This is a genomic window from Cupriavidus sp. CP313 (assembly GCF_054072015.1).
This window is the reverse complement of the sequence record NZ_JBSVZB010000015.1, coordinates 79945-99385: the sequence shown is the minus strand read 5'-3', so window position 1 is coordinate 99385 and position 19441 is coordinate 79945. Positions and strand designations below refer to the sequence as shown.

Below are 19441 nucleotides of genomic sequence, written 5' to 3'. Positions count from 1 at the left end.
GGGCGCGGCTACCGTTCACTCAGTCAGGATTCGGGAAAGCCTGCGCGGCAAGCTCCGCGCCGGCTGGTGTCAGGCTCGCGTGACCGCGGCCTTCCTCGTCGATCGCCACGTCCGCCAGTCCGGCGGCTTGCAGCTGCGTCAACACGCGCCGCAGCACGCTCATCGGCAGTTGTGCCCGCTTCGCGATCTTGGCGAGCGACCAGGGGCTGCTGCCACCCTCGCGCCCAGCCTGCCACAGGACCTGGAGCGCCGCGACCATGGCGGGATCGATGTCAGCGTCTTGCATGCTAGTGCTCTTCCTCCCCGGGTTCCCGGCTGCGCGCCAGCAGGTGCTGCGCGATCTTGCCCAGCGTCTGCACGGCGGACTCGATGCCGGGCGTCCATTCCGAGCTGTAGTTCAGCCGGATGCAGTTGCCGTAAGTGGCCCCGGGCGCAAACATATGCCCCGGCGCAACGGTGATGCGGTGCTCCAGTGCGGCGTGGTACATCTCCATCGCATCGATGCCCTCCGGCAGCTGCACCCACAGCACATAGCCCCCCGCGGGGCGCGACGTGGTGGTGCCGTCCGGGAAGAACCTGCGCACCGCGGCGGCCATGATGCTGGCCTGCTGCGCATAGGCCTTGCGCACCCGCCGCAGGTGGAAGTCGTAGCCGTCGTTCTTCAGGAACTCGGCAATCGCCAGTTGCGGAATCGCCGGCGTGGTCAGCGTGTTGAGGAACTTGAGCCGCTCCACCGCCTCGCGGTAGCGGCCCGGCAGCGCCCAGCCGATCCGGTAGGCATTGGTCAGCGTCTTGGAGAACGACGAGCAATGCAGCACGATGCCGGCCTTGTCAAACGCCTTCAATGAACTGGGATGGGCCTCGCCGTAATAGAGCTCGCCGTAGACGTCGTTCTCGATGACGGGGATGTCCTTCTCGGTCAGCATGGCCACCAGCGCGCGCTTCTTCTCATCGGGCATCTGGAAGCCGAGCGGGTTCTGGAAGTTGGGCATCACCATGCAGGCGGCCACGCCCTTTTCATCGATCAGCCGCGCCAGCTCGCCGATGTCGATGCCCTCCACCGGATCGGTCGCCACCTCGATGGCGCGCATGCCCAGCCGTTCGATGGCATGGAGCATGGCGTAGAAGGTTGGCGACTCCACCGCGACGGTATCGCCCGGCCTGGCCACCGCCTGCAGGCAGAGGTTGATGGCCTCGGTCGCGCCGATGGTGACGATCACCTCGTTCGGATCGATGGCGTAGCCGTTCTCCAGGTAGCGGCGCGAAATCTGCCGGATCAGCTCGGGGCTGCCGGGCGGCAGGTCGTCGAGCATGGTCCACTTGGCATAGCGGCGCGCGATGTTGTTGGCGTACTGGTTGATGCGCTGCCACGGAAACAGCGAAGGGTCCGGATACGGCGAACCGAGCGGCACGGCATCATCGGAACGGATCGAACGCAGCGTGGAAAGCACCAGCGCGCTGACATCCACCGCCGAGGGCTTGGCACTAGGCCTGGACGGGCGCAGCTCGAACACCGGCTCGCCCGGCCGAGCGCGCACAAAGTAGCCGGACTGCGGCCGGCTTTCGATGATGCCGCGGCTCTCCAGCAAGACGTAGGCCCGGATCACCGTGGTGATGCTCATGCGATGGTGCTGGCTGGTCTGCCGCACCGAGGGAATCCGCTCGCCGGGCAGCAGCACGCCCTGTTGCACCAAAGCCTCGATGTCCGCAGCCAGCTTTTCATATAGTTTCACGCTGCGCTCCCCTTTCCCTTGCGCCCCGCCGGTGCCTGGACCGGCCACCTCGCCGGGCCGCCGTCAGCTGAGCCAACGATGGAGATCATAGTACGGCAGGGGCACATTTTGGAGCTGTCCGGCACATTGGGGTTCGACCCGCACAAAGCCGCTGGCCTGGCCGAGCGCCGACACCGAGGCGGCGCCCTGCTGTGCATTGACCTGCACGAAACTCTCGCGGCCGCCGAGGTTGCCGATCTCGCCCACGCGCCAGAAGGCATCGCCACGGTGCGGGCGCGTGCCGGCCAGCGCCGCCCTGACCCGGCCTACCGGCGGGAACAGCTCCGCACGCCCCTGCAGGCGGCGCAGCAGCGGCGTCACCAGCAGCGCGAAGGTGGCATAGGCTGCCGCCGGATTGCCGGGCAGGCACACCACGGGCTTGCCGCGCAGGCGCCCCACCGTGACCGGCTTGCCGGGCTTCATGTTGACGCCGCGGCAAAGCAGCTCGCCGCCCGCCGAAGCCAGCGCCGCCGCCACCAGGTCGCGCTGGCCGACCGAGGCACCGCCGGTGACCAGCACCAGGTCGGCGTCGGCAGCAAGCTCCCGCAGCATGTCGTGCAAGGCGCGCTCGTCGTCCTGCACATGGCGGTGGCAACTGACCACGGCGCCCATCGACTGCACCAGCGACTCGAGCATCGGGCCATTGACGTCATGCACCTGGTACACGTCGCGCGGCTCGTCGTGCGCCGCCACCTCGTCGCCCGAGGTCAGGATGGCCACCTCCACCAGCCGGCAGACCGTGGCCTCCGTCAGTCCCTGCGACGCCAGGGCGGCAATATGCCCCGCATGCAGCAGGGTTCCTGCCGACAGCAGCAGATCGCCCCGGCGGGCATCCTCGCCCTTGCGCCGGATATGCTGGCCCGCCACGGGCGCCCGCGCGCAGACGACGCCCCGATAGCTCTCCTCGGCATCCTCCAGCGCGACCACGGCATCGGCGCCGGGCGGAATCACGCCGCCGGTGTAGATGCGGATGGCATGGCCGGGCAATAGCGGCTGCGGCTGCGTGCCGGCGTAGACGACCTGCTGCAGCGGCAGGCGGGCGTCAGCGCGACAGTCTTCGCAGCGCACCGCATAGCCGTCCATGGCGCTGCGGTCCGCCGCGGGCGTGTCGATGACCGCGGCCACGTCGCCTGCCAGCACACGGCCGGTCAGCAGGCCCAGCCACACGGTTTCGGTCTGCCGCACGGGCTCCGCGCACATCGCGAAGACCGCCTGCGCCTCGTCAAAGTTCAGCATGCTGCGCCTCCGCGGGTGGCTTCCAATGCGGCGCCGGTGTAGTCGACATAACCATCCTGGCGGCAGAAGCTGAGCAGGCGCAGACCGGCCTGCTCGGCGATGCGGATCGCCAGCGAGGTCGGCGCCGAGATCGTCGCCAGCATCTGGATATTCATGCGCGCCACCTTGCGCACCAGTTCATAGCTGGCGCGGCTGGACAGCAGCACAAAGCCGTCGTCCATCGCCACGCGCTGCATCGCCAGGTGGCCGATCAGCTTGTCCAGGCCGTTGTGGCGGCCCACATCCTCGAACACATGCAGGATCTCGCCGCCTGCATCGCACCAGGCCGCGGCGTGGACACCCCCGGTGGCCTGCATCAGGCGCTGGTGCGACGGCAGCGCCGCGACGGCGCGCTCGATCATCTCGCGCGACGGCGTCAGCCGGGTGGCCGGCTCGGGCATGCGCGCGGGCTCCAGGTCGAGCAGCTCGATGCTCTCGATGCCGCAGACGCCGCAGCCGGTGCGCCCCGCCAGCGTGCGCCGGCGGGCCCGCATGGTGGCAAAGGCGTGCTCGCTGATCTCCATCTGCACCTCGGCGCCGTGCGCGTGCACGCGTACTTCCAGGTCGTGGATCTCCGCATTGTGCCCGACGATGCCCTCGGTCAGCGAGAAGCCGACCGCGAACGCCTCCAGGTCCAGCGGCGTGGCCATCATCACGGCGTGCGAGATGCCGTTGTACACCAGCGCCACCGGGAGCTCTTCCGCCACGTTGTCCGTGGCCGGCTGCACCACGCAGTCCTTGTGCCGCACGATGCTGCGCGCTTCATAGCCTGTGTGTTCGACCAGTTCGGTGCATTCCATGGGGGTCTCTCGTAGAAAATGAATTCAGCGCCTGCTTGCACACAGTCGGTGTGCTCCCCTCTCCCGCTTGCGGGAGAGGGGCCGGGGGAGAGGGCAGGCACTGGCATACCGACGCGCAGTACTTCGTCGACGCTCCGGCCCTCTCCCCCACCCCTCTCCCACTGCGCGGGAGAGGGGAGCGTTCACCAGGGGTAGCGGCTAGCGTTTGCGGCGGTGGTGCACGAACGCAGGATCAGCACGCCACAGCCGCCGGCTGGCGACGGGACGGCGTCAGCAACACCGGCACCGACTTCGACGTGGGCGTGCCGCAGCCATCGCCCGTGCATTCCAGCGGCACCAGCGGATTGGTCTCGGGGTAGTACGCCCCCAGGCAGCCTTGCGGAATGTCGTACTCGACCAGCACGAAGTCCTCGACCTGGCGCTGCACGCCGTCGTCCCAGACACTGGTGATGTCCACGTGCTGGCCCGCCTTCAGGCCAAGCCGCGCCAGGTCAGCGGGGCTGATGAAGACCACCCGGCGCAGGCCGAACACGCCGCGGTAGCGGTCGTCCAGGCCATAGATCGTGGTGTTGTACTGGTCGTGCGAGCGCGTGGTCATCATCACCATCAGCTTGTCGCCATACTTCTGGCGGGCGCGGCTGATGGGGGTGTCCTTGTCGATGCGGTTGACCAGGAACTGCGCCTTGCCCGACGGCGTATGCCAGACCCGGTTGCATGCCGCCGGCGTCAGGTGGAACCCGCCCGGCACCGCCACGCGCTCGTTGTAGCTCTCGAAGCCGTCGATCACCTGCTCGATGGCGTCGCGGATGCGGGCATAGTCCTGCGCATACCAGAGCCAGTCGATCTTCTCCGAGCCCAGCGTTGCCGCCGCCATGCGCGCGACGATGGCAATCTCCGACAGCAGGTGCGGCGACGCCGGCGCGTTCATGCCAAAGGAGATATGGACCATGCAGACCGAGTCCTCGACCGTCACGCCCTGCGCCACGCCGTCCTGCTGGTCGATCTCGGTGCGGCCCAGCGTCGGCAGGATCAGCGACTCCTTGCCGTGCACCAGGTGGCTGCGGTTGAGCTTGGTGGCGATGTTCACGGTCAGGTCGCACTGGCGCAGCGCCTCGAAGGTGCGCGGCGTATCCGGCGTGGCAGTGGAGAAATTGCCGCCCAGGCCGACAAAAACCTTGACCTTGCCCTCAAGCATCGCCGAGATGGTGTGGACCACGTCATACCCGTGCTTGCGCGGCGGCTCGAAGCCGAAGGCGGCCTGCAGGCGGTCCAGGAATTCCTGCTCAGGCTTCTCTTCGATACCCACCGTGCGGTCGCCCTGCACGTTCGAATGCCCGCGCACCGGCAGCAGCCCGGCGCCGGGGCGCCCGATGTTCCCGCGCATCATCATCAGGTTGGACAGGATCTGCACCGTCGGCACGGAATGCTTATGCTGCGTCAGGCCCATGCCCCAGCAGGCGATCACGCGCTTGGCCCGCGCATAGACCTGGGTCAGCGCATCGATATCCTCCTGCGATACACCCGACTCGGCAATGATGTCGGCCCAGCTCTCCGCGCGCAGGTCTTCAACAAAATCGCCGAAGCCGATGGTGTGCTCGCGCACGAAATCCACGTCGATCAGGCGCTCGCGGCCGTGCCGGATGGCCTCTTCGTCGAGTTCGTCCAGGCGCTTGGCCATGCCCTTGATCAACGCAAAGTCGCCGCCCAGCGTGGGCTGCACGAACATCGATGCGATCTTGGTGCTGGAGCCGGTCAGCATCTCCACCGGGTGCTGCGGGCTGGTAAAGCGCTCCACCCCGCGTTCGCGCAGCGGGTTGATCGAGACGATGGTGGCGCCGCGCCGCGCGCACTCGCGCAGCTCGCCCAGCATGCGCGGATGGTTGGTGGCCGCGTTGTGGCCGAACAGCAGGATGGTGTCGGCATGCTCGAAATCATCCAGCACCACGGTGGCCTTGCCCACGCCGATGGTCGGCGGCAGGCCCCGGCTGGTGGCCTCGTGGCACATGTTCGAGCAGTCGGGGAAGTTGTTGGTGCCATAGGCACGCACGAACAGCTGGTAGAGGAATGCGGCCTCGTTGCTGGCGCGCCCCGACGTATAGAATGCGGCCTGGTTCGGATCCGGCAGCGCGCGCAGGTGGCGCCCGATCAGCGCAAAGGCCTCGTCCCAGGCGATCGCACGGTACTTGTCGGTCTGCGCGTCATAGACCATGGGGTGCGTCAGGCGCCCGTGCTGCTCCAGCTCATAATCCGTCTGCGCCATCAGCGACGTCACCGTGTGCTGCGCAAAGAACTCGGGGGTCACGCGCATGCTGGTGGACTCTGCGGCCACGGCCTTGACGCCGTTCTCGCAGAACTCAAAGGTGGAGGCATGCTGCCGGTCCGGCCAGGCACAGCCGGGACAGTCGAAGCCATCCGCCTGGTTCTGCTTGAACAGCATCTTGTACTTGCCACCGGCAACCTTCTCCTTGATCAGGTTGATGGCAACGTACTTCAGCGCACCCCAGCCGGCGGCGGGGTGGGTGTAGGGGGCGATGTGGCCTTTTTCAGGGGTCGGGGAGCTCATTGGCGTGGTGTCCTGTAACGACGGGGGCGCCGTCCGGCGGCCTGCCTGCTGATGGGCGGGGACCGGATCGTTGCGGTGTCACCAGATTAGATTTCACGGGTGCCCCCGGGTACATACAAACAGGCGCTTGCCCGGGGAGCACAGTTGCTTCAGACCAGCGGGAACGTCTTCACCAGGTGCCGCAGCATGCTGTCAGCCACCGGGGACAGGTGCCGGCCGGTCCGGGTGATGATGTGGATGCGGCTATTGTTCAGGATGGGATTGGCCAGCGGCAATGACACCAGTTGCCTGAACTGCGGCTCCTTCAGCGCCACCGAGCGTGCTGTCATGATGTAGCCCAGCCCCATCGCGGCATATTCCCACAGCACCTTGAACGAGTTGGTGACAAGCATCGGCTTCAGGGTGACGTGCTCGTCCAACTCCGCCGCCTGGATATGCTTGCGCACACCAAACGATTCCGTCAGCGCCGCTCCCTGGTGCGGCGCCAGGTCCGCCAGCGTCAGCGCGCGGCGCCTGCGCGCCAGCGGATGGTCCTTGTGCACATGCACGCGGATCGGCGACAGCCGTGAATAATGCGAGCGCAGGCGCACATCGTCGGGCGGCTGAAAGACGAAGCCGATATGCGCCAGGTCCTCCAGGATATGCCGGACCGTTTCATCGGTGCCGGCCACCTGGATGCTGCAGCTCACGTCGGGATGCTTGCGCAGGAAGCCCTGCAGCACGGGCTCTAGCACCAGGTCGACGAAGCCTTCGCCAAAGACCAGCTCCACGTGGCCACGCCGGGCGTTCTTCAGGTTGTTGACCTCGGCCAGGAAGGTATCGTTCAGGTCCTGCTGGCGCCGGGCAAACAGCGCCAGCAGGCGCCCGGCATCGGTGGCGACAACACCCCGCCCCCGCCGCTCAAGCAAGGTCAGTCCGGTATCCTGCTCCAGTTTCGCCACGGCGCGGCTCACCACCGACGGGTCCAGCTCAAGCACCTCGGCCGCGCCGCGCACCGTGCCGGTTTCGATGATCTGCAGCAAGCACAGCGCCCGCTTGCGGTCCAGCACATCTTCCATGTCTTCCTCCTCTGGCTCGCGCCGCCGGCTCAGGACGGCAGCGCGCGGATTCTTCTAATGTTGCAGATTATGCAACGTTTCTCACTCATCATTGTCATGGTTTCGGCAAGCGCCTGCGTGGAGAATGCGGTGATCGACCACGTTCCGATACCGCCATGAACCAGGCCCCGCTTGCCAATCTGCGCCAATCCATCCAGACCCTGTCGCCGGAGTTCGTTGAGATCCGCCGAAAGATCCATGCGCACCCCGAACTGGCCTTTGAAGAGCGCCAGACCAGCGACCTGGTCGCCGGGCGGCTGGCGGCATGGGGCTACGAAGTGCATCGTGGCATGGGCACCACCGGTGTCGTGGGCAAGCTCAGGAAGGGGCAAGGCAGCAAGGCGCTGGGCATCCGCGCCGACATGGACGCGCTGCCCATCCAGGAAAAGACCGGCCTGGACTACGCCAGCACCATCGCAGGCAAGATGCACGCCTGCGGCCATGACGGGCACACGGCGATCCTGCTGTGCGCCGCCAGGTACCTGTCCGAGTCCGCCGATTTCAATGGCACGCTGAATCTGATCTTCCAGCCGGCCGAAGAGAATGAAGGCGGTGCGCTGCGCATGCTGGAGGATGGGCTGTTTGAGCAATTCCCCTGCGACGAGATCTATGCGCTGCACAATTCCCCGGGTCTGCCGGTCGGCCAGGTCGGGGTCATCGCCGGCCCTGCCATGGCCTCGTTCGACCGCGCCACGGTCACGCTGCGCGGCCGCGGCGCCCATGGCGCCATGCCCCATCATGGCATCGACGCCATGCAGTGCGCCGCCAGCATCGTGCTGGGACTGCAATCGATCGTCAGTCGCGAGATCGATGCGCTCAAGTCGGCGGTCATTACCGTGGGCTCCATCCAGGCCGGAACCACCTACAACGTCGTGCCCGATAGCGCGACGATCAAGATCGGCGTGCGCACGCTGGACCCGCAGGTGCGCACGCTGGTCGAAGCGCGCATCAGCGAATTTGTCGCCGCCCAGGCCCAGAGCTTCCGGCTGCAATCCGAGGTCGTCTACGAACGCAAGTACCCGGTACTGGTCAACCATGACGCGCAAACCGAGCGCGCGCGCCAGGCCGCGATCCGGCTGGTGGGCGCGGACAACGTGGTCGAGCGCCCGCCGGTGATGGGCAGTGAGGACTTCGCCTACATGCTGGAGCACCGGCCCGGTGCCTACATCCGGCTCGGCAACGGCCTGGGCGAAGATGGTGGTTGCATGGTCCACAACCCCCTCTACGACTTCAATGACAAGGCCCTGCCTGTCGGTGCCGCATTCTGGGCGCACCTGACGCAAAGCTATCTGGTTTGAACAACTATTCTTCGGGGACATCCACCATGGCTTCACTGAACCGCCGCCGCTTCCTTCAATACGCCGGTCTTTCCGCTGGCACCTCCGTGCTGGCCGCCCTGCCGGCCTTTGCTGCAGATATCTTTCCCGCCAAGTCGCTGTCCCTGGTGGTCCCCTACCCGGCCGGTGGTGCCAGCGACACCTCTGCCCGCATCTTCGGGGAATCCATCAGCAAGAGCGTCGGGCAGCAGGTGATCGTCGAGAACTACGGCGGCGGTACCGGGCTGATCGGCGCCAACAAGGTGCTGGGCGCACCAGCCGATGGCTACACCTTCTTCCACGGCTCGATCAATGAGGTCTTCCTGGCCCCCATGCTCAACCCGGCGGCGCGCTACAAGCCGCAGGACTTCCAGCTGGTAGCGCCCATCAGCGACGCCAACATCGTGCTGCTCGTCAGGAACGGCATTGCCGTGGATACCCTGGACAAGTTCCTGGACTATGCGAAGCAAAGCAAGGGGAAACCGCTGACCTACGCCACGGTCGGCATCGACTCCATCTATCACCTCATGGGCGATGCCCTGGCTGCCCGGCTCGGCGTGCCCTTCCTGCACGTGCCGTACAAGGGAGGCGCACCAGCGCTGCAAGGCCTTGCCGGTGGGGAGGTCGACTTTGCCATCCTGCCCTACCAATCCAGTTTCGACAGCATGCAGCAACAGGGCCGGCTGAAGGTGCTGAGCAGCTTCGCCAAGGCCCTGCCCCCGGCGCTCAAGCATATTCCGCTGATCTCGCAAAGCCGGCTGGTGCCCGACTTCGAGTACTCGATCGGCGGCGGCTACTTCGTCAGGCAGGGCACGCCCGCGAGCCGGGTGGCGGTGCTGCGCAAGGCGATTGGCGAAGCCCTTGGCAAGCCCGAGATCCGGGCCAAGCTGGAAGCCGAGGGACGCACGGTCGCACAGCCGATCGACAGCCAGGAGCAGGCGAATCAGGTCTTCGATCAGTACCTGGGACGTGTCACGCAACTGATCCGGAGCGTGGGCCGCAAGACCAACGCGTCCTGAAGCCTTGTCGCAGCACGCGCCTGAGCTGGCAGTTGTTTAACGGCTGGAGACCGATCAAGCTGCTCGGGCAGACGGTCACGGCCGTGTCGGGCACCCTCGGCCTGCGCACCGAATACGCACATGCGTTCAGTTGCGGCGTGCTACTGCCCTATGCGCGCATCGAGTACCAGCACGACTTCAACGGCCAGAGCAACGCGGGCCTGGCCTATGCCGACCTGTCCGGGGCCGGCCCGGCCCACCCGCGGCACCCCGTCGTCCAGCGCGTTGAGGGCGGCGAACTGCGCGGGGCGCGGGCCTTCTTCGCGCTAGGTCGCCGCGAGGACCGCCGGGGGCCACCGACTGCAGCATCGCAATCTCGCCGCACGCCCGGCGGCATGTAGACCCGATCCCGCCCCGCGCACTTGCTCCAGTCAGGCCGACCTGAATCTTCCCAGCATTTACATAAGAGAGAAATCAGCTAAGATTTTTGCGCGACCCATCGTTCCCGTCGGGTCAGACTTCTTTCCCGGAGTCCGCTGACGCCTCGTTGCCGTATGGCAATGCGGATGTGCAGCGATAGATACGTGGCGTCATGATGCGCGAGGATTGGAGCTTGCGATGGACGAGACCGTGACACATCCTCCCGCCGTCCCATGTTCTGACGGGTTCGCGGCAGGCGTATCAGCGGGATCCGATTGTGCGCGGGAATACCCGGGCGCTGCGCTCGACAAGCCGGCCACGCCGATCGACCGACTCCTGCACGCGGCCATTGCCCGCGCCACCGGCGGCGTTTCGCCAGCCGCCCTGTGGCTGGCGTGGCTGGACTGGGCCTGGCACCTGGCCGGCTCGCCGGGTAAGCAGATGGCACTGTGCCACCGCATCGCGCAACCGGTCAGTCTCGCGGGCCGGCCCGCGCCCCACGTCGAGCCAGACGACCCGCGCTTCGCCCATCCGGACTGGGATCGCTGGCCGTTCCATCTGTTGCGTGACACGTTTTTGCAAGTCGAGGCGTTCTGGCAGGAAGCGACCACCGACCTGCGCGGCGTCTCTCCGCATCATGAGCGCGTCGTCAGTTTTTCGGCCCGGCAATGGACCGACATGCTGTCGCCGAGCAACTGTTGGTGGCTGAACCCCGAAGTGCTGCGGGCGCTGGCCGAGACGGATGGCCGCAACTTCCTCGCAGGCACTTGCCATTGGCTGGATGACCAGCAGAACATCTTCGCTGGCCACCTCCTGCATACCTCCCGGGGGCGATGCGGCCCCCATTGCGTCGGGCGAAACGTCGGGATCACGCCCGGAAAGGTCGTCTATCGCAATGCCTTGATCGAGCTGATCCAGTACGCGCCGCAGACCGCGACCGTCTGGCACGAGCCGGTGCTGATCGTTCCCTCGTGGCTCTTGAAGTATTACGTGCTGGACCTGTCGCCCCACAATTCGCTTGTACGCTATCTAGTCGAGCGGGGGCATACGGTCTTCCTGATCTCGTGGAAGAACCCGAATGCGGAGGCGCGCGACCTCGGCATGAATGACTACCTCGAACTGGGCCTGCTTGAGGCCCTGGCGCAGGTGCGCCGCATTGTTGGCGGGATACCGGTCCACGCCGCCGGCTACTGCCTTGGCGGCACCTTGTTGGCGATCGGCGCAGCGGCACTCGGGCGCGACATCGAGCCCACGTCGCCCCCCCTCAAGACGGTTACGCTGTTCGCCGCGCAGACTGACTTCAGCGAGCCGGGCGAACTTGGCCTATTCATCGATGCCAGCGAACTTGCCTATCTCGACGCGCTGATGTGGGAGCAAGGCTATCTGGACGGGAGCCAGATGGCGAGCGCCTTCCAGCTACTGCATTCGCGCGATCTGGTCTGGTCCCGGTTGACGCGCGAATACCTGCTGGGCCAGCGCACCGAGCAAACCGATCTGATGGCCTGGAACGCAGATACCACGCGCTTGCCTTACCGCATGCATAGTGAAAATCTGCACTGGCTGTACCTGGACAATGATCTGGCCGAGGGCAGGTACTGCGTGAAGGGCCGGCCGGTGGCCCTCGCCGATCTCAAGCCGCCCATCTTTGTCGTCGGCACTGAACGGGACCACGTGTCACCTTGGCGCTCCGTATATAAACTCCACCTGTTGACCCGTACTGAAGTCAGTTTTCTTCTCACCTCGGGTGGACACAATGCGGGCATCGTCTCCGAACCTGGGCATGCCGGACGTCGCTATCGCGTCAGCACGCGGCCCCAGGACGGCCCCTCTTTGAATCCGAACGAATGGTTCGCACGGACACCGGTCTGCGAAGGTTCCTGGTGGCCGTGCTGGCAGCAGTGGCTGGCCGCGCATTCCAGCGAAAAATGCGCTCCGCCACTGTTAGGCGGGGGCACCGTGTTGGAAGATGCTCCGGGCACTTACGTACTCGTACCCTGAGTCCACCCCACGCCAATCGACCCACATCGAGCCATCCGGCGTAGCCTCACGCGACTGCACATCTCGAAGGCCCGCTGCGCCGGCCGCGATGTTTCAGGCCAATCGTCGAGTGGACCGGCCGGCCCCGAAACAGGCCCGCGCCTGATTCAGTGACGTTCCAACGCCGCAGCCAGTCGCGGTGGTGGGCGGTCAGCATGCAATTTACTCCGGATGGGACGGAATCTGGTCGCCTACAAGGGGCCTGGAAGCATGGCGCAGCAAGGGGCTATGCTCAGACCGGACGCTCGCCGATAATCGTGGCTCGCGTAATGCGCCGCACGGCGGGGAAGTAGTCCTGGATGGCGTAGTGCTGCGTGAAACGGTTGTACTTTCCGTGTAATTTGTGGCGGCGGCCGCCTGCAAAGCGGCTTGCAGTAAGGCACGGTGACCTACACCCATTTCCCAAACCAAGGGGGTTCGTAAGCCCCTAAATAATAAGAATTTTTCGTTGACATCGTGGAGCGTCTCGGGCGCGAAGTCAGTGCCGCCGTCAAGGCGCCGGAGATCTCAGGGCGTATAGAGGAACCGGGCGCGGAGCCGGTGGGTAACCTGCCGGCGGAGGCCGATGCCGCACCTTGATGCCAGGCCGCCGCGCCTGCGGCACCGCCGCTTGCTGGGCCAATAGCGCGGCATGCACTAGAGTGATGTCATGTGGACCGCGGGAGGGGCGACATGACCACACGCAGAGCGTTTCTCACGCGCGGAGCCGGGCTGTTAGCCGCCGGCACCGGGCCATTGCTGCTGCCGGCACCGCTTTTCGCGGCGATCGCAGGCATGCCGCCCGAACTGCCTGAAGGCGCGCGGGAATCAGCAGTGCTGGACGCATTGCCGGGCAAGCTGCCGCTCATCAAGCGGACTTACCGGCCACCGAACTACGAAACCCCGCTGGCGTATTTCGGTGAGGCCTTCACCCCCAACAATGCATTTTTCGTGCGTTATCACCTCGCTTCCATTCCCGAGGTGAACGAGGCCGACTGGCGGCTGCGAATTGGCGGAGAGGCCGCCACAAGTCCGTTCGAGCTGACGCTTTCCCAGCTGAAGAAGGACTTCGAACCGTTCGAGGTGGCGGCGGTTTGCCAGTGCTCCGGCAACCGGCGGGGCCTGTTCCAGCCTCACGTGCCTGGCGTGGAATGGGGGCCAGGCGCGATGGGCAATGCAAAATGGCGCGGCGCAAGGCTCAGGGACGTACTAGCCAAGGCCGGGATCGGCAAGGACGCCGTGGAGATTGCCTTCGACGGCGCCGACAGACCCGTGATGGCGCAGACGCCGGACTTCGTCAAGAGCATACCGGCATGGAAGGCGATGGAGGAAAGCGCCCTGATCGCCTACGAAATGAATGGCGCCCCGCTGCCGCACTGGAACGGCTACCCGGCGCGCATCGTCGTGCCCGGCTGGACTGCGACGTACTGGATCAAACACATCGTCTCGATCAATGCGCTGGCCAAGCCCCTGTCCGGGTTCTGGATGAACCCCGCCTATCGCATCCCCAAGGGCAAGTTTCCCCAGGTCGATCGCTTTGTCAGCCAGGAAACCGACGTCAACATGCCGATCACCGAGATGGTGGTGAACTCGCTGCTGACGAGTCCGCTGCCGGGCCAGCGCATACGGCGGGGCGCGGTGCTGGAGGTGAAGGGGATCGCCTGGGACGGCGGTTACGGCATCCATCGCGTGGAAGTCTCGACCGACGGCGGGCGGACCTGGCAAGCAAGCGAGCTTGGGCCGGACCATGGGCGCTATGCCTTCCGGCCCTTCAGCCTGCGGTTCACGCCCGGCAAGAGTGGCAAGCTTGCAGTCATGGCCAGGGCCATCAACCGCGCCGGCGCCACCCAGACGTTCGAGCTGATCCACAATCCCGCGGGCTATCACCACAATGTGGTGCAGCGGATCGAAGTCGAAATCGTGTGAGGGAGATGCCATGAAAGCCATGCTGCTCAGCCTCATCCTGCTGACGGGCAGTGCGCTGGCCGATGAGGCGAGCATCAGGATCAAGGACGGTGCCGGCAAGGACAAAGTCATGGCCAACTGCATCAGCTGCCACAGCATTGACTACATCCCGATGAACTCGGTCTTCCTGGATCGCAGCGGCTGGACCGCCACGGTGAACAAGATGGTCAAGGCGTTCGGCGCCCCGATCAAGGACGAAGACATCCCTCAGATCGTGGACTACCTCAGCCGGTACTATGGCAAGGGATGAGGCGGACGAAGGCGGTCAGGAGGCGAAATGCGCTGCACCAATTGCGGTTTTGCATACCTTGCAGAGGCCATGGCGGTGGCCACCGCAGACCCCACGCGACGCCGTCGGTATACAGGTACTCCATCTCCTTGTGCTCGAGCACAACATCCTCGAGCCTGTCGCTCAGATGCAGGCGCAGCTCTTTGATGTGACCTGTTTTCAAGTGCTTGAGCCTGGCGAACACTGCGCCGGCCTGTTGTCCGCCGCCTACATGGTGCTCGGCGCTGGAAACACTGTGGAGTTCGCCGTCGAGCAAAATGACCATGCCCGCTTTCAACCCGGAAGCGTCAATCATTTGCGTGCCTCTACCCAGTCGCGAGGTAACAGCTTCAGCCTCGCACCTTTGCCGAGCCCGGCCCTCGTTGCCCTACGACATCTAAAAGCCGCTACGGCAACAGACATATCAAGCATGACAATGGACCCGGCCCGATGTGGGCTGACCGCTCCTCTTGGCGACGCACAACCATCGGGCTATGTCGGGGGACACCAATGAGCACACCGTCATGCGCTCGCAGCGTGGCCGGCTGGGTCAGAACTCGACATCCAGTTCCTCGATTTCCTCAGGTTCCTGCCGGGCGGCCTCGATCCATTCCTGCATCTCCGGCATGGCCAGGATGGTCCGACAATAGGCGGCCGATACCTTGTCGAGCTGGACGTCATAGGTCTGGAAGCGGGCGACAACCGGTGCGTACATGGCGTCGGCCATAGAACGCGCGCCAAACAGGTAGGGACCGCCATAGGCCGCCAGGCATTCGCGCCAAATAGTCGTGACTCGATCAATGTCGCTTTGGGCGCGCGACCAGACCTTGAAGCCGGGGTGGTGGGCACGCACGTTCATAGGCAGGGTAGAACGCATCGCGCTGAACCCCGAATGCATTTCGCCACAAATCGAGCGACAGTGCGCACGCGCAACGCGGTCGGCGGGCAGCAGGCCCGCTTGCGGTCGCACTTCGTTCAAGTACTCGGCGATCGCCAGCACGTCCCAGATCCTGACGCCATCATCGTCCAGACGGGGAACCAGCGTCGATGGCGAAAGCAGCAACAGCTCCGCACGGTTTGCCGGGTCTGCCGGCGGCGCCAAAATCTCGTCGAACTCCAGGCCGCTGAACTTCATCAGCAGCCAGCCGCGCAGCGACCATGCGCCATAGTTCTTGCTGTTGATGGTCAGGGTGGTCTTTGACATGACGAACTTCCTATAAAATCAACTCGCACTAATCATGCCGAGCCGCGCCGCGGTTGTGACGGCTCGGGCGCCGGCATGGGGTGGGATGGCGGCGTCTATAAATGCTTTACCAGGCTTACCAAACGGTTGCCGATCTGGCAGCCCCGCTGCAGACGGTCGCCGGCGCGGCGGCCGCTTCCTGCACGTCATCGCCAGAAGGGGCGTCCCAGCGCCGGCTGGCGCGGGAGATCTGCGCCTTCTTCGAATGGCTGGCCCTCGTGCGACTCAGTCATGAGCGGCCACCCTTTGGCATCGATACGGTGCAGCTCAATCACGAGCCGGTGGCGGTGAGCGAAGACGCACTGCATAGCACGCCATTCTGCTCGCTGCTTCATTTTAAGAAGGCGGTATCGCTGCGGCAACCGCGGGTTCTGCTGGTCGCGCCGCTCGCCGGCCACTTTGCCAGCCTCCTGCGGGACACGGTTGCCACAATGCTGCCTGAGCACGACGTCTACCTCACCGACTGGCACAACGCCCGCGATATCCCGCTGTCGCACGGTCCGTTCGGTTTTGACGACTTCGTTGCCCACCTGATGGAATTTCTAGAGCGCCTTGGTCCGGGAATGCATGTTGTCGCGGTCTGCCAGCCGACCGTGGCCACGCTGGCGACCGTTGCTATGATGGCCGAGGACTCGAACCCTGCGGTGCCTCGCAGCATGACGCTCATGGCGGGCCCGAACGATACCCGCATCAATCCCACCCGTGTGGATGAACTGGCGGTGAGCACGCCGCTCGCGTGGTTCGAAAACCATGTGATTGACGTGGTCCCGCTGCGCTTCGACGGGGCGATGCGGCGTGTCTACCCAGGGTTCCTGCAGGTGTGCGCCTTCATGTCCATGCACCTGGACCGGCATGTCGGCTCACTGATCGATTGCTACCAGTACCGTGCGCGGGGCGATACGGCGAAGGCGCAGGCCATCCATGCCTTCTATACGGACTATCTTGCGACGATGGATGTGCCGGCCGAGTTCTACCTGGATACGGTCAGCAGGGTCTTCCAGCAGCACGCCCTGCCCCTCGGCACACTGACGGTGCTCGGCCGTCGCGTGGACTTGCGCGCCATTCGGCACACCGCGTTGCTGACCGTGGAGGGCGAGAACGACGACATTTGCGCCGTCGGACAAACAGCGGCGGCGCTGGACTTGTGCAGTGGCCTGCCGCCGTACCTGAAGAGCGATTATGTCCAGACCGGGGTCGGGCACTATGGCGTGTTTGCGGGCCGCCGTTGGGCGACGCAGATTTACCCGGTGGTCCGGCAGGTCATCCACACGAGCGAAAAATAAGGCGAAGCGGGCCTCGCCAGGCAGCGGAAAGCCGACAAAATCGTCTCGTGAGTGATTCTCGAAGGCGCCCGCTCAGTGTCCCAGTCTGGAACCCAACGATTCCGCTCACTCAGCGTCACCCAAATCCGAGCCGCTTGCCTACTTGCCCTGCAGCATTAGCTATGACTTGGCGCCGTCCAGGGGCCGCATGGTCGACCGCCCCGTCATTCGCGGCGGCGTCGCATGCGCGCTACCTCCTATGGCCGGCTCTGTGGCTGGGTTGTATTGCCGGATCAGGCCATGAATGGATGGGAAGACCTCGGTCTGCCATCGCGGTCCGGAGAACAGATCATAGTGGCCGCATCGGCGTGCCGTAAGGTGTCGCTTGTGGTGGACGGGAACACCCCGGCACAGATCGACCGCCGCCTGGGTCTGCCCGCGGCCGGAAATGTCATCCAGTTCGCCTTCGATCGTGAGCAGCGCGGTGGCGTGAATGTCCTGTGGGCGCACTGGCTGGCCCTGGACATCCCAATCGCCGACGGCCAGGCGGAATTCCTGGAACACGATGCGGATGGTATCCAGATAGAACTCAGCCGCCAGATCAAGCACGGCGTTGTACTCATCGCACAGGCGCCGGTGCGCCTCGGCATGCTTGAGGTCACCCCGTGCGAGATCAAGGTAGTAGTCGCAGTGCGCCCGCACCAGACGGTCCGGGTGCGCCGCCACCAGCCCGGCAAGCTGCAGGAAGCTCGGGTATACCTTGCGACCGGCACCGGGGTAGGGATCCGGTACCACGTGAATCAGGTTCCGCTCAAACCACGTGAGCGGCCGGCGCGCGGCCAGGCGGTCGACCGCGGTGGGATTGCGGCGGGCGTCGATCGGGCCACCCATCAGAATCAGGCTTCGTGGAGTCGGCTCCCCTGCGCTGGCGAGCAGGGAAACGGCTGCCAGTGCCGGTACGGTTGCCTGGCAAATGGCCAGCACATGCAACTGGTCCACACCGATATGACGGATACATGCCTGCACCTCGGCCACGCAATCCTCCAGCGTGAACGGCCCGTCCGCTGCCGGCACTCGGCGCGCATCCTTCCAGTCCGTCACGTACACCACATGCTCGGGCAACAACGTAACTATGAGTTCGCGCAGCAGCACGGCATGATGTCCGGCGAGCGGGGCGCAAACCAGCACCATGGGGTGCTCTGGCGCGGAAGCACTCCTGCCGGGCGCATCTTGCGCGAAGCGCAGCAGACGGCAGAATGGATGGTCCAGCGTCACGTGCTCCACCACAGGGATCGCGTGGCCGTCATGGTCGACCGTCCTGATGCCGAACGCTGGCTTGTCATATGCCTTGCCAAAGCGGTTCAGCATGTCCCAGCCGGCGGCAAAACACATGGCAGGGGGGAACCGGGAGCAGGGGTTGCCCGGCTCGCCAAACACGTTTGTGACGGCCTCCGCCCACGCCGTCCATGGCGCAAGCAGCACGCGCTGATACTCGACGAATGGATACAGCATATGTGCTCCACAACGAGGGCAAGCTCGCGCGGCTCTCACAATCTGACCTGGCTAATGCCATCCAAGGTGGGCAGGAAAGCCGGCTGGGCACGCTGCCACCGCCACGCCCCTGGACAGCGGCAGCGAGCGCCGGCGTCACCATCACGACGCACGGGCTACGACTACACACGCTTCAATATACGTCGGCACAGCATCGCGACAAGGCCAAGCCATGGCGTCGATTGCTTGAAGCTGGTTCGCGGACGAGCGCCTTGCGCCTGTCAGGTCCTCGCGGTATTTGTGGCAGATTCGACGGCTTGTTTTGCCGCAGCCGCGAGCAGGCTCTGTTCGGCTACCTCGACCGCTTGGGTCGCGGTGGTACATCATTTCACACCACTTGCTGGTGGCAGTGAGCACCGAGGCCAGAGCGCCAATGGCAGCTTCCGAACCCGATGGCGCACTCTTCGCAAGGCTGTCAACCAGGTCCTGTATGCGGCGGTTGTGCACTTCAAATTCAGCCCCGGCGGCCTTGGCGTATTCGGCCCGGGTGGTGACGGCGCTGCCGGAGGGACTTCAGAGGCCGAGTGCCCTCGGCCCCTCCGGCCAGCGTGACGGACCGTTGGCCGGCGCGGCGTGCGCAGCGTCGATGGGTGGATTGCGTGCGCCGCGCTTGACGCCGATCGACGGACCCGCATCACCTGTGCCAGCCACCATTGGACCCACGCGGATGGCGGCGGACGCCAGCGGTCAAGGCAATGCCATGGCCTATGCGCAAAGGGTCTCCCCCAACTACGTTCCCCGAAACATGAGAGTGTTCTTCCACCACCCCAGATCGTGGAAGGCGATGACCGTGACCGCATCTGGGACGCGCCCGCGCATCCCTACACGCGCCAGCTGCTGGCAGCCATGCCACAGATCGCGGCGGCGTGACGCGGGGCGCCGGGGCAAGCCCGGC

16 protein-coding genes and 3 pseudogenes are annotated in these 19441 nt (G+C 65.3%); 9 read left to right on the top strand and 10 right to left on the bottom strand.

What is annotated here, in order from left to right; translation table 11 throughout:
- Positions 1 to 19: 19 nt before the first annotated feature.
- The 6 genes from ACW4E8_RS20665 to ACW4E8_RS20640 all read right to left on the bottom strand — a co-directional run bounded on the left by ACW4E8_RS20665 (position 20) and on the right by ACW4E8_RS20640 (position 7468).
- Complete coding sequence (locus ACW4E8_RS20665; RefSeq protein ID WP_456806238.1) at positions 20 to 286, bottom strand: transcriptional regulator; 267 nt, start codon at positions 284 to 286, stop codon at positions 20 to 22.
- A 1-nt stretch (position 287) separates the two neighbouring features.
- On the bottom strand, positions 288 to 1733 hold the full coding sequence (locus ACW4E8_RS20660) for an aminotransferase-like domain-containing protein (RefSeq protein WP_456806237.1): 1446 nt from the start codon (positions 1731 to 1733) through the stop codon (positions 288 to 290).
- A gap of 63 nt (positions 1734 to 1796) precedes the next feature.
- The gene (locus ACW4E8_RS20655) at positions 1797 to 3008 is read right to left on the bottom strand and encodes a molybdopterin molybdotransferase MoeA (RefSeq protein WP_456806236.1); all 1212 of its coding nucleotides are present in this window, start codon (positions 3006 to 3008) and stop codon (positions 1797 to 1799) included.
- Complete coding sequence (gene fdhD, locus ACW4E8_RS20650) at positions 3002 to 3847, bottom strand: formate dehydrogenase accessory sulfurtransferase FdhD (protein ID WP_456806235.1); 846 nt, start codon at positions 3845 to 3847, stop codon at positions 3002 to 3004. The genes ACW4E8_RS20655 and fdhD overlap by 7 nt, the downstream gene beginning before the upstream one ends.
- A gap of 232 nt (positions 3848 to 4079) precedes the next feature.
- The gene (locus ACW4E8_RS20645) at positions 4080 to 6410 is read right to left on the bottom strand and encodes an FdhF/YdeP family oxidoreductase (protein ID WP_456806234.1); all 2331 of its coding nucleotides are present in this window, start codon (positions 6408 to 6410) and stop codon (positions 4080 to 4082) included.
- A gap of 149 nt (positions 6411 to 6559) precedes the next feature.
- Complete coding sequence (locus ACW4E8_RS20640; RefSeq protein WP_456806233.1) at positions 6560 to 7468, bottom strand: LysR family transcriptional regulator; 909 nt, start codon at positions 7466 to 7468, stop codon at positions 6560 to 6562.
- Between the two features lie 155 nt (positions 7469 to 7623).
- Between ACW4E8_RS20640 and ACW4E8_RS20635 the strand changes: the two genes are divergently transcribed.
- The 4 genes and pseudogenes from ACW4E8_RS20635 (at position 7624) to ACW4E8_RS20620 (ending at position 12239) form a co-directional block, all read left to right on the top strand.
- Positions 7624 to 8805: a M20 aminoacylase family protein gene (locus tag ACW4E8_RS20635; RefSeq protein ID WP_456806232.1), complete on the top strand. Its 1182-nt coding sequence runs from the start codon at positions 7624 to 7626 to the stop codon at positions 8803 to 8805.
- A gap of 26 nt (positions 8806 to 8831) precedes the next feature.
- Positions 8832 to 9842 (top strand): tripartite tricarboxylate transporter substrate binding protein, encoded by a 1011-nt coding sequence (locus ACW4E8_RS20630; RefSeq protein ID WP_456806231.1) that lies wholly within the window; start codon positions 8832 to 8834, stop codon positions 9840 to 9842.
- Between the two features lie 65 nt (positions 9843 to 9907).
- A pseudogene (locus ACW4E8_RS20625) lies at positions 9908 to 10222 on the top strand (autotransporter domain-containing protein); the annotation flags it as partial.
- Between the two features lie 217 nt (positions 10223 to 10439).
- Positions 10440 to 12239, top strand: coding sequence for a PHA/PHB synthase family protein (locus ACW4E8_RS20620; RefSeq protein ID WP_456806230.1), 1800 nt, complete (start codon positions 10440 to 10442; stop codon positions 12237 to 12239).
- A 271-nt stretch (positions 12240 to 12510) separates the two neighbouring features.
- On the opposite strand, the pseudogene ACW4E8_RS20615 reads toward ACW4E8_RS20620, so the two are convergent.
- Positions 12511 to 12603, bottom strand: a pseudogene (locus ACW4E8_RS20615) (taurine dioxygenase); the annotation flags it as partial.
- A gap of 128 nt (positions 12604 to 12731) precedes the next feature.
- Between ACW4E8_RS20615 and ACW4E8_RS20610 the strand changes: the two are divergent.
- The 3 genes and pseudogenes from ACW4E8_RS20610 to ACW4E8_RS20600 all read left to right on the top strand — a co-directional run.
- Positions 12732 to 12857, top strand: a pseudogene (locus ACW4E8_RS20610) (tripartite tricarboxylate transporter substrate binding protein); the annotation flags it as partial.
- 93 nt (positions 12858 to 12950) lie between these two features.
- Entirely contained in the window at positions 12951 to 14183 is a 1233-nt protein-coding gene (locus ACW4E8_RS20605; RefSeq protein ID WP_456806229.1) for a molybdopterin-dependent oxidoreductase, read from the top strand.
- 10 nt (positions 14184 to 14193) lie between these two features.
- Positions 14194 to 14472, top strand: coding sequence for a c-type cytochrome (locus ACW4E8_RS20600; RefSeq protein ID WP_456806228.1), 279 nt, complete (start codon positions 14194 to 14196; stop codon positions 14470 to 14472).
- On the opposite strand, the gene ACW4E8_RS20595 is transcribed toward ACW4E8_RS20600, so the two are convergent.
- Both ACW4E8_RS20595 and ACW4E8_RS20590 read right to left on the bottom strand, forming a co-directional pair.
- Positions 14447 to 14806 (bottom strand): hypothetical protein, encoded by a 360-nt coding sequence (locus ACW4E8_RS20595; RefSeq protein WP_456806227.1) that lies wholly within the window; start codon positions 14804 to 14806, stop codon positions 14447 to 14449. The two genes, ACW4E8_RS20600 and ACW4E8_RS20595, sit on opposite strands and share 26 nt — an antisense overlap.
- A gap of 234 nt (positions 14807 to 15040) precedes the next feature.
- A complete protein-coding gene (locus ACW4E8_RS20590; RefSeq protein WP_456806226.1) occupies positions 15041 to 15694 on the bottom strand; it encodes a glutathione S-transferase family protein in 654 nt (217 codons plus the stop codon).
- A 101-nt stretch (positions 15695 to 15795) separates the two neighbouring features.
- On the opposite strand from ACW4E8_RS20590, the gene ACW4E8_RS20585 reads away from it, so the two are divergent.
- A complete protein-coding gene (locus ACW4E8_RS20585; protein ID WP_456806225.1) occupies positions 15796 to 17016 on the top strand; it encodes a polyhydroxyalkanoate depolymerase in 1221 nt (406 codons plus the stop codon).
- A gap of 159 nt (positions 17017 to 17175) precedes the next feature.
- Here the strand turns inward: ACW4E8_RS20585 and phaZ are convergent, their stop codons facing one another.
- Positions 17176 to 18507 (bottom strand): polyhydroxyalkanoate depolymerase, encoded by a 1332-nt coding sequence (gene phaZ / locus ACW4E8_RS20580; RefSeq protein ID WP_456806224.1) that lies wholly within the window; start codon positions 18505 to 18507, stop codon positions 17176 to 17178.
- 813 nt (positions 18508 to 19320) lie between these two features.
- Here phaZ and ACW4E8_RS20575 point away from each other — a divergent pair.
- Entirely contained in the window at positions 19321 to 19416 is a 96-nt protein-coding gene (locus ACW4E8_RS20575; RefSeq protein ID WP_456806223.1) for an ABC transporter ATP-binding protein, read from the top strand.
- Positions 19417 to 19441: the final 25 nt, after the last annotated feature.